Here is an 11,731-nt window from a genome sequence, read left to right as displayed (position 1 = left end):
ATGAAACTTAAATATATCAGCATATTATCCGCCGCGGTTTTATTATCGGTAACATCGTGCAAAAAGGATCTGTTAAAGATCAATCAAAACCCTAACGGCTCACAAACAGCACAACCCGACTATCTGCTTACGGCAGCCACCAAAGCAACCTCAGATACCTATTGGGGCGTAGCCAATAACATGGATGCCAGTTTGCTTTTTGTACAATACTGGTCTAAAATTCAATATACAGACCCCGACAGGTATATTTATGCCAGCAGTGCGTTTGAGGAGCTTTGGAGCACGGGCTATTCAAAAAGTATTGTAAACCTTAACCAGATCATCAAGCTCGCCGATGCCCAGGGTAATACAAATTACAAAGGCGTTGCCTTGGTATTGCGCTCATGGACATTTAGTTTATTAACTGAAGCTTACGGTAACATCCCTTACAAACAGGCAACTAATATCGATCAGTATCTTACCCCTGCTTATGATTCCCAAAAGGATGTTTATTTTGCTTTGTTAGATGATTTGAAGGCAGCTCAAACGGCGCTTGATCCGTCGGGCAAAGCGATTGCTGGTGATGTGATTTATAGCAACAATATTGCGTCATGGAAAAAGTTTACCAATTCGTTAAGGCTTCGTATCGCCTTACGCATTGCAGACAGGGAACCGGCAAAAGCTAAGCAAGTATTGGACGATATCAAGACCGAAGGCGGCTCGTACATCAGCTCGAATGCTGAAACCGCGCAATTGGTTTATTTAGATTCGCCTAACCAAAACCCGGTAAGCAACTTGTTTGATACCCGTGATGATTACCGCATCAGCAAAACCATAGTAGATAAGTTGTTTGCACTTAATGACCCCCGCTTATCAATATATGCCGCTAAAACACAGGATGCCACGCCTCAAAATTATGTTGGCTTGCCAAACGGTTTGTTGGTGGGCGATGCCAGCAATTACGGCTTCACCAAAACTTCTAAACCGGGCGCTTACTTCAGGGCACCTCATGCCCCTGCTGTAATATTAAGCTATGCAGAAAGCTTGTTTGACAGGGCAGAGGCCGCTGCACGTGGTTTTACTGCCGAAGATGCCGCTTCATTATACGGTCAGGCGGTTACTGCTGCGTTGACACAATACAGTATTACTTCGGCTGATATCGCTACTTATATGGCACAGCCGGCAGTTAAATACGATGCATCTAACTATAAAAAATCAATTGGCGAGCAAAAATGGTTAGCCCTGTTTGGCCAGGGATTTGAAGGCTGGACCGAATGGCGCAGGCTTGATTATCCGCAATTGCAACCAGCGGTAGCAGGTACGCTGAATGGTAAAATACCGGTAAGGTTTATTTACCCCGGCACCGAACAATCGTTAAACAAAACAAATTACCAGGCTGCAGTTGCTGCACAGGGTGCCGATGCCCTTACCACCAAACTTTGGTTTGATGTAAACTAAGCAAGCGTCACTTCGTAAAATAAAACTGAAAAACGGGTTTCTCCTAAGGGAAATCCGTTTTTTATTGAAAATAAAGCTGAAATTTGTGGCATGGCTTTGGTCCTGTTTTTAGGATTAACAAAAAATGACAAGAAATTCCGGAGATTAGCGTTTCTCATCAGGAAAGTAACAACAAATTATAGCGAGTGAAGATAGAAGAAACCGTGATTTTGGTTGATCGCGATGATCAGGAAATTGGTACTATGGAAAAAATGGAGGCACACCTTCAGGGGAGCCTGCATCGTGCGTTTTCAGTTTTTATTTTTAACAAAAAAGGGGAGCTCCTGCTACAGCAGCGGGCGGGCGGCAAATACCACTCGGGCGGTAAATGGACAAACACTTGTTGCAGCCATCCAAGGCCCGGTGAAGTCACACTTAAAGCAGCGCACCGCAGGTTACAGGAGGAGATGGGAATAGCCGCCGAACTTAACTTTGTATTTTCTTTTGTATACTGTGCAGTTATCCAGGATGACCTGGTTGAAAATGAATACGATCACGTGTTTTTTGGCGTCACCGATGCCTTACCGACGCCTGACCATGAGGAAGTATCTTCATTTAAATATGTAACCATGGCCCTGCTGGCAGCCGACCTGAAAGAAAACCCGGGCGATTATACCAGGTGGCTCGCCATATGTTTCGACGAGGTAATGGATCATTATCAGCAATTACAGATCACCAATGTGTAGTGATCGCCATTGTAAATAATGCCGGACTGATAATTTTCTATGTGCCTGAATAAGCAAATCTCTCCTTAATGTAACGGGTATTTTACATTTTTGTAATATTATTGTTTACTTTACAATTAATTAGGTAGCTTTAATCTTCCAATTATTTGTGTAATTCACAGCCTGCAATTTGTTAATGAAAAAGGGATCCTTTTGCTGCATTGTTCTTTTTTTGATCATTTCCTTGGCCCATGCCCAGTCGCCCATCAAAAATAAGATCCTCAACTATTCTTTAAAAAATGGTCTTTCTTTTGGTATTGTAAATAGCATTACACAGGATGATAAGGGTTTTATGTGGTTTGCCACCAATGATGGGCTCAATCGTTTTGACGGTACAACTTTTAAGGTTTTTAAATCGCGCCTGGGCGATTCAACTGCGCTGGCCAGTAATTATGTACAAAAGGTTTTGTGCGATGTTCATGGCAGCATCTGGGTTTCATCAAGAAACGGCCTCAGCAAATTTGATAGCCGTACAGAAAAGTTTATCCATTATAAATTCACTTCTAACAGGGCCGTCAAAAACGATATCAGTAATATTATTCAAAGCCACGATGGTAATTTATGGATCACATCCTACGGGCAGGGCTTTTCTTATTTCAATACCAAATCGGCAAAAGTTATTAACTACACTCAGGCCAATTTATCCCGGCTGTCAAGCAACAGGGTGCTCTGTTTGTACGAAGATTCAAAGGGACTGATATGGGTAGGTACGCAGGAAGGCAGCATCAATGTTTTTAGTCATAAGGATGGTGTGATAGCCAACCTTGCCGGCATAGGCCCTCCAATAGCCAACCTGCCGGGTACCCGCATCAATGATATTTTTGAGGATCATTTTCACAACATGTGGATAGCAACCGGAAGCGGGCTCGGCTACTACAACAGGCAATCAAATAAATTTACCTTACTGCAAACCAGTCAGCAGGGTATTAAAAGTAAACGATACATATCAGTTATTGAGGATAGTGATAAGCAATTACTTGTAGGTCTGCAAGATGGTGGTCTGTTTAAAGTTAACATTGGCACAAACCCCGGTTATAACACTAATAATTTTTTCCTGCAGCCGGTAACCGGCGATGACGGGTATTACCTTACGCAACGCTCTGTTCAAACGCTTTATATAGATAAGGATAAAAATGTTTGGGTAGGTACCTATGGCGATGGTATCTACATGGTGAGCAGCATCAAGGAGAAATTTTCAAAGATTGCTAAAAAGCGATATGGGGCCAGCGGCGAAAGCTTGGTGAGATTTTATGGCCTGTGCCAGGATCGCGACGGCTTTTTATGGCTGGGCACTGATGGAGAGGGGATCTACAAAACCAGCCACAACGGCACCCTGATAAAGCAATACAAAGCAGACGGGCAACCCGGCAGCATCACCGATAATGCCATTTTATTTGGCTATACCGATCAGGATGGTAATTTATGGTTTGGTACTTATGCAAAGGGACTTTTGCAGTATAACAAGAAAACAGATTCGTTTGTCAACTACGCACACAGCCAGGCAAACAACAAAAGCCTGGGTGGTAACGACGTAAGGGTTATTTACCAGGACATGCATAAAAATTTATGGATTGGCACCAACGGCGGCGGCTTGTGCCTGTTTAATTCTGTTACAAAAACATTCACTAATTATACCCCTGCCAATAGCGGCCTCACTTCGTACGATGTAAGATCAATTGCCGAAGACGATAAAGGTAATTTATGGGTTGGTACTTATGGCGGGGGGCTGGATTTTTATAATGCCGGGCAAAAGAAATTCAGCAGGTATTTTAAGCCCACCGATGAAAAAAGCAATTTACCAGGCCAGGTGATATTTTCGCTCCATCCCGACAAGCAACACAGGTTATGGATAGGAACTGAAGGCGATGGACTAATTTCATACGACCTTCAAAACCGGGTTTTTAAAAAGTTTAATGAAACTAATGGTCTCGCTAATAATACAGTATCGGCTATTAAGGAATCATCTGATGGTTCATTATGGTTAAGTACTAATAAAGGCTTATCAAACCTTAATGTCCGTAATAACAAGATCTTAAATTATGATCAGTCGGATGGGCTGCAGGCCGGGCAGTTTAACGCGGGGTCTGTTTTGTTCGATTCTGCTAATGGCTTAATGTATTTTGGTGGAACGGAAGGCCTGAATTTTTTTGACCCTGGAAAAGTAAATCAAAGCGACTATAAACCAAAAGTTATTATAACAGGGTTACAAATTTTTGGTAAACAGGTGGAAGTTGGCGGGCTTGACAAGGACCGCACCGTATTGCCCGAAGCCATTAACCAGGCAAGGCAGATCACATTACAGCCCGATCAGTCGGTATTTTCTATCCAGTATGCCTCGTTAAATTATACCTATCCGGATAAAGGCGGGTTTGCTTATAAACTGGATGGCCTTGATAAAACCTGGAACTACGTTGGCGATCAGCGGCTTGCGACTTACCGTTACCTTGAACCCGGAGAATATACGTTCAGGGTAAAAGCATCCAACCAGGATGGTTTGTGGTTTGATAATTATGCTACATTACAGGTTAAGATCCTGCCGCCCTGGTATAAAACCTGGTGGGCTTATTTAATTTATATAGCAGCAGCAGGGGTTGTAACTTATTACTATATACTTTACAGAAACCGCCAAACCAGGCTTAAATACGAGGTTAAAGTAGCCCAGCTTTCAGCCGAAAAAGATAAGGAGCTTAACGAGCGTAAACTTTCCTTTTTTACCAATATCTCGCATGAGTTCCGTACACCGCTAACGCTCATTATCAACCCGGTAAAGGATATGTTGTTCGGAAAGGGCGAGGCTACTGATGATGCCGGTAATTTGCATATCATTTACCGCAATGCACGGCGCCTTTTGAGTTTGGTTGACCAGCTTTTACTGTTCAGGAAGGCCGAAAGCGACACCGATAAGCTCAAAATAGTAAGGCTCAATATCGTATCGCTTTGTCATGAGGTGTTTTTATGTTTTAGTCACCAGGCACGTACCAAACATATTCAGTTTGATTTTGTAAGCCAAAGGGATGCGATAGAGATTTATGCCGACAGGGAAAAAATGGAAATAGCCCTGTTTAACCTGATTTCAAACGCGTTGAAGTTTACGCCGGAGTATGGCATAGTAACTTGTACAATAGCCGATTTTAACGATAAAATTACCATCGGGATAAAGGACAGCGGCTGCGGAATAGCCGAGGGTACCGGCGATCAGTTATTCGGCAAGTTTTACCAGTTGCAAAATTCGGCGCCAATGGCAGGCGGTTTTGGCATTGGGCTATACCTGGTTAAAGCATTTATTGAAAACCATAAAGGAAGTATCAGTTATACCAGCCAGCAGGGGCAGGGTACGGTGTTTCATGTATCGTTGTTAAAAGGCAGAGAACATTTTGGGCAGCAGTTTGTGTTTGAAGATGTTGCCGAAACTTCGGTATTCCTGGATGAACTGATGGAGAACAAAGGTGAGTTGGCAGCAGTTGAAACCGAAAGTGCAGTAACCGCTAAAAGCCCTGAAGCTTTAAGCTCTGATACTAAAACCATGCTGCTGATTGATGATAACCAGCAGATCCGTACTTACCTTAAACAAATTTTTAGCGGTGAGTTTGAGATTTTTGAGGCTGATAACGGTACAGATGGCCTGGAGCTTGCTTATCACCTGGTACCCGATATTGTGATAAGCGACGTAATGATGCAGGGGTTAAGCGGTATTGAGGTATGCAGCCGTATTAAGGAAGATCCTGTGCTGAACCACATCCCTGTGATATTGCTTACCGCCAGTTCTTCGCCTGAAATAAAGCTTAAAGGTATTGAAGGCGGGGCGGATGATTATATCAGCAAGCCTTTTGAAAAAGAGATCCTGGTGGCCCGTGTTAACGGGATCCTGAAAAGCAGGAACAACCTGCAAAAATATTTCTATAATGAAATAACCCTTAACAAATCCAACGATCTGAAGATCTCGCAGGAATACAAAGAGTTTTTGGAGAAATGCCTCCAGATAGTTGAACAGCACTTAACCGATCCCGACTTCAGCATCAAAACGCTTGCTGCCGAAATAGGCATGAGCCACTCTAATTTGTACAAGCGGATCAAATCCATTTCGGGGCAATCGGCAAACAGTTTTATCCGTTTTATCCGCTTGCGAAAGGCTGCCGAAATCTTACTTACAACCGATAGCACAGTTTATGAAACAGCTTATAAGGTGGGCTTAAATGATTTGAAATACTTCAGGGAGCAGTTTAATAAGTTGTTCGGGATAAACCCTTCTGATTATATCAAGAAATACCGCAAGCCATTTCACAATAATTACAATGTGAACCGGGATGTGATAAAGGAGAATTAGCAATATTAATTTACCCCCTGTTTAAAAGGCCTCAAAAACAATGATTTTGAGGCTTTTTTATGAAATACCCCCTGTCTTAATCAGAATTTACCCCTCACTCATTTTTGCATTTTACGTGCAATTTAGCCCTACCAATAACCAAGATTTAAACCAGGCTTTTGTATCCGGCATTATTGTAATAAGGAAAAAGATGATAGCAACTAACCAATGCTTTAGTCGCCCCCTTGTTTTTATGCCCTTGCAGAGCAGAGTTTAAATCAATTAAAAACCAAATTAAAAACTATATGAAATTAAATTTACATGTAAAGGATTCTCCCCATCGGAAAAGGTCACCCCGCTTTTTCATCGTTGCGGCCGGCATGGCCGTAGCTTGTTTTGCTACAGTTCAAATGCCGGTAATGGCTTTTGCGGGTACTATTAACGAGCAGCGCTTACCTGATGCCAGGATAACCGGTAAAGTAACCGACGAAAAAGGCGAAACACTACCGGGTGTAAGTGTATCCTTAAAAGGGACTTCAACCGGCGTGGTAACCGATATTAAAGGTAACTTTAGCCTTAATGTTCCAAACGCTTCATCGGGCACATTGGTGTTTAGCTACATCGGCTACACCTCACAAGAAGTTATTCTTAACGGGCAAACCACTATCAACGTGCAATTAACTGCTGATTCAAAGTCATTGAACGAGGTAGTAGTTGTAGGTTACGGTACCCAGAAAAAAGCGACCTTAACAGGTTCAATATCACAAGTGAAAGGTTCGGAGTTGGTGAAAAGTCCACAGCCCAATCTTTCGAATGGTATAGCTGGTCGTTTTTCTGGTGTAATTGTTAATAATCGCAGTGGTGAGCCCGGGTACGATGGTTCAGGTATTACCGTGCGTGGTTTAGCCACTACAGGCAATAATGATGTACTCGTTGTTGTTGACGGTGTACCGGCCCAGATAGGTGGTTTAGAGCGTCTCGATCCTAACGATATCGAAAACATGTCGGTATTAAAGGATGCATCGGCTGCTATTTACGGTAATAGGGCTGCAAACGGTGTTATACTTATTACCACCAAACGCGGTAAATCGGGCAAGCCAACTATTAATTACAGTTTTAATCAAGGCTTTAGTTCACCAACCCGCTTGCCAAAAATGGCCGATGCGGCAACTTATGCCCAGATCATGAACGAGATCAATTATGATTCAAACCCAGCAGGCGGATTGAATCAATCTTACACAGCTGAACAAATCCAAAAGTTTAGGGACGGATCAGATCCATTAAATTACCCGAATACCAACTGGGAAAAGCAAACGCTTAAAGGTTCGGCATTGCAAAACCAACATAGCCTTTCAGTTTCGGGCGGTGGCGAGGATATAAAATACTTCGTTTCATTAGGAACGCTTTATCAGGATGGTATTTATAAAAACGGAGCAACTAAGTATCACCAATATAATTTCCGCTCAAACATTGATGCTAATGTTACCAAGCGCTTAAAGGTTGGCTTGTCACTTTCAGGCCGTGAAGAAGACAGGCAATTTCCTGTTGTAGGTGCCGGCAGCCTGTTCCGTTCTGTTTACAGAGCTAAGCCTATTGTTGCAGCTTACTACCCTAACGGCTTGCCAACTACAGGTATCGAAAACAATAACCCGGCTGTCCAGGTAACCGACATTGGTGGTATCAATAATAACCCCAAACAGGTTTTCAATGGCATTCTAAAAGCCAGCTATGCTATTCCTGGCATTGAAGGTTTATCGGTTGATGGTTTTTTCTCAGTTGATAAATCATATAATTTTGATAAAAACTTTAGCAAGCCATATGTTTTGTACAGCTATGCCGCAAGCACTCAGATTTATAACAAAGTTACCGTGGGGGGCAATAATAACGCCGCTACTTTATTCGAGTCGCAGGAAAATCAGGCGCTGCTAACTTCAAACGTTAAATTAAATTATGCGCATAAATTTGGTTTACATGATATAAGCGCGTTCGTAGGTTATGAGCAAAGTAAAAACCACAAGGAATATTTTGACGCTACACGTTTCAATTATTTGTCGTCGCAACTACCGGACTTGTCGCAAGGTGGAAGTGCTGCTACCGATTACCTGAACTCTGGTTTAAGCTCAAATTACAACCGCGCAAGCTATATTAGCCGCTTAACTTATGCCTATGATGAAAAGTATCTGTTTGAAGGCCAGTTACGTGCTGATGGAACTTCTGTATTCCCAGGCGCTACCCGCTGGGGTTATTTCCCTTCCGCTTCAGTTGGTTGGAGAATCACGAAAGAAGATTGGTTTAAAAACAGTGTGAGCTTTTTTGATGATCTGAAACTGAGGGCTTCTTATGGTTCATTAGGTAACGATAACATATCGCCATTCCAGTATTTTAATAACTATGCTTTAGTTAATAACGGCTTTGTTGCCAGCAGTCCTGGTAGTGGTTCAAATGTTATTCAGCCAAACGTTAATCTTGTAAAACTTGCAAACCCGAATATCACCTGGGAGGTTGCCAAAAAGCTTGACATTGGTATTAACGCCACTTTTCTTCACAATTTTACGGTAGAGGCGATTTACTTTCAGCAACGAAGGAGTAATATTCTTGCTGCCCGAAATGCCTCGATCCCAGGTTCATCAGGTATAGTAAATCCTTATGGTTCCGACTCACTTGTACCGGCAGAAAACATTGGTAAAGTTAATAGCGATGGTTTTGAGGCTACATTGGGTTATAGTCATACCGGGCATGAATTTAGCTGGGGTGTAAGCGGTAACATTACTTACGCAAAAAGTAAAATCGTATTTATTGATGAAGCCAGTGGTGCCTTAAGCTATCAGCGCGCAACCGGTAGGCCGATGAATACTTATTTGCTTTATGATGCAATAGGGATATTCCGCACGCAGGCCGAACTTGATGCTTACCCGCACGTAACCGGAGCAAAAGTTGGCGATCTGAAATACCTTGATTATAACAACGATGGCAAAATAACTGCCGATGACCAAACCCGTACTAAATACGGCAACATTCCGCAAATCACTTACGGCTTTAGTCTTAACGCGGCGTACAAAAACTTCGACCTTTCAGTACTGTTTGCAGGCCAGGCGCAGGTTAGCCAGTATGTATTACCCGAAGCAGGTAGCATAGGTAACTTTTACAGCAGTTGGGCCGATAACAGGTTTAGCAGTACAAATACCAACGGAACTTATCCACGCGTGACCGACCGTGCATCAAACGCCATAAGCGGTGGTTTATATAACAATACCTTCTGGCTTAATGATGCTTCATTCCTTAGGTTAAAAAATGTGCAGTTAGGTTATAATTTCAATGCACCTTTCCTTTCTAAAATTAAGCTTGGGGGCCTAAGGGTTTATGCAAGCGCGTTCAACCTGTTCACCATTACCAAAGTGAAAGATTACGATCCGGAGGGAACCAGTGGCAGCGGCCAGTTTTATCCGCAACAACGAATTATCAACTTAGGTGTTAACGTGAAATTTTAATCAGACGATAATGAAACTACAATATAAAACTCCGCTATTATTTTTAATGATGGGCGGTATGCTGGGCATCACAGCATGTAAAAAGAATTTACTTGATGTAACCCCTACGGATAGGATTGCCTCATCGGCCATTGCTTCGGATACCGCGGTGTATGAAGCTTATGTTACCAACCGTTATATCGGTGCCAAATTGCAGGATAAAGAGGGCGATGGCTCAAACCCAGGCTTTGGCCGTGGTTTTGAATACAGCATGTGGAGCTCACTGACCGATGAATCGATCTACAACAACGACGATGCCACATGGCTGATTCAAAGGGGACAGCTTGCCCCCGAAAACTTAGGTGGCGCAGGCGTACTTTGGGGCCGTAGCTATCGTAGTATCCGCGAGGTAAACTCGGCTTTGGCTTTACTGCCAAACATGCCATTCAGCGCTGCACACAAAATGCACCTTGAAGGTGAGCTTAAATTTATCAGGGCCTTCCGTTACCAGGATCTGATCCGTAATTATGGCGGTGTTGTTTTGATGGGTGATAAGGTGACTAATCTTAATGATAACCTGCAGGACCCATCGCTATTTAAGCGTGCTTCCATTAAAGAGTGTATCGATTACGTGTCTGCTCAGCTTGATGATGCCGCTGCTAAGTTGCCGCTAAATAACGATGGTAGCTGGCTTTTAGGGCGTGCTACAAAAGGTGCAGCGCTGGCTTTAAAATCAAGGCTAAAATTATATGCTGCAAGTCCTTTATATGCTGCAGGTACCTGGGCTGATGCTGTTACGGCGGCGCAAGCTGTTATCAGCCTTAATAAATATGGTATTTATACTGGTGGTTACAACAACCTGTTTTTGGTTAATGAAACAAACGAAACCATTTTTGAACGTTTATACACCAAAAATGCAAATCATACCCACCTTGAAATAGCCAACGGGCCAAACGGCTATGGCGGCTGGGCGGGTAATACACCATTGCAAAACCTGGTTGACGATTACGAAATGGATAATGGCAAAGCTATTACCGATCCAACATCAGGTTATGATCCGACCCACCCATATGATCACCGCGACCCAAGGTTTGCAGCTACTGTATTATACAATGGTGCGATGTACAGGGGCCGGGCTATTGAATCTTTTATTCCAGGTGGTAAGGATAGCAAAGACGGAGCAGATAACTGGAATACTACCAAAACAGGTTATTACCTCAAAAAATATATGAATGATGCATATCCGCTTCAAAATCCGTGGGGTAACGCGGGCTTCCAGCCATGGATTTATTTCCGTTATGCTGAGATCCTGTTGAACTTTGCTGAGGCTGCTAACGAAGCTTACGGACCGGATGTGATCCCTTCGGGTTCAACCTTATCTGCACGTACAGCGATTAATCTGATCCGTTCTCGTCCAAGTGTTAATATGCCGGCTTTGGCTGCAGGTATGTCGCAATCACAGATGCGTGATGCTGTACGCTACGAGCGCCGTGTTGAGCTGGCATTTGAAGAGCACCGTTTTTACGATGTACGCCGCTGGAAAATTGCTGATGTTACCGAAAATAAACCGGCGGGTGGGGTGATCATCACCAAAAACGCTGATGGCAGCTTTGCTTATACACCAAAAGTAGCTTTGGATGGCCGCTCTTTTGCAACCAAACATTACTGGTTGCCGATACCAAGGGCTGAGATTCAAGCGTCTGGTGGCCAATTGCAACAAAACGCTGGTTACTAATAACCAATATTCCCGGGGGAAGAGC

General features: G+C 43.2%; 5 protein-coding genes. All 5 read left to right on the top strand.

What is annotated here, in order from left to right; all coding sequences use genetic code 11:
* The 5 genes from MusilaSJ_RS09685 (at position 1) to MusilaSJ_RS09665 (ending at position 11,706) form a co-directional block, all read left to right on the top strand.
* Entirely contained in the window at positions 1-1,437 is a 1,437-nt protein-coding gene (locus tag MusilaSJ_RS09685; protein WP_274989776.1) for a SusD/RagB family nutrient-binding outer membrane lipoprotein, read from the top strand.
* A gap of 185 nt (positions 1,438-1,622) precedes the next feature.
* A complete protein-coding gene (idi, locus tag MusilaSJ_RS09680) occupies positions 1,623-2,162 on the top strand; it encodes an isopentenyl-diphosphate Delta-isomerase (RefSeq protein WP_274989775.1) in 540 nt (179 codons plus the stop codon).
* A 211-nt stretch (positions 2,163-2,373) separates the two neighbouring features.
* On the top strand, positions 2,374-6,525 hold the full coding sequence (locus MusilaSJ_RS09675) for a hybrid sensor histidine kinase/response regulator transcription factor (RefSeq protein WP_274989774.1): 4,152 nt from the start codon (positions 2,374-2,376) through the stop codon (positions 6,523-6,525).
* Positions 6,526-6,809: 284 nt separating this feature from the next.
* Positions 6,810-9,992, top strand: coding sequence for a SusC/RagA family TonB-linked outer membrane protein (locus tag MusilaSJ_RS09670; RefSeq protein WP_274989773.1), 3,183 nt, complete (start codon positions 6,810-6,812; stop codon positions 9,990-9,992).
* A 10-nt stretch (positions 9,993-10,002) separates the two neighbouring features.
* Complete coding sequence (locus MusilaSJ_RS09665) at positions 10,003-11,706, top strand: RagB/SusD family nutrient uptake outer membrane protein (RefSeq protein WP_274989772.1); 1,704 nt, start codon at positions 10,003-10,005, stop codon at positions 11,704-11,706.
* Positions 11,707-11,731 lie beyond the last annotated feature (25 nt).

This window comes from Mucilaginibacter sp. SJ (assembly GCF_028993635.1).
Classification (GTDB): Bacteria; Bacteroidota; Bacteroidia; order Sphingobacteriales; family Sphingobacteriaceae; genus Mucilaginibacter.
This window is presented reverse-complemented; position numbering and strand designations above follow the sequence as displayed.

Excerpts from the sequence above, each read along its gene's own strand:
- MusilaSJ_RS09670 (WP_274989773.1), top strand. The coding sequence starts at position 6,810 with ATGAAATTAAATTTACATGTAAAGGATTCTCCCCATCGGAAAAGGTCA.
- MusilaSJ_RS09665 (WP_274989772.1), top strand. The coding sequence starts at position 10,003 with ATGAAACTACAATATAAAACTCCGCTATTATTTTTAATGATGGGCGGT.
- MusilaSJ_RS09685 (WP_274989776.1), top strand. The coding sequence starts at position 1 with ATGAAACTTAAATATATCAGCATATTATCCGCCGCGGTTTTATTATCG.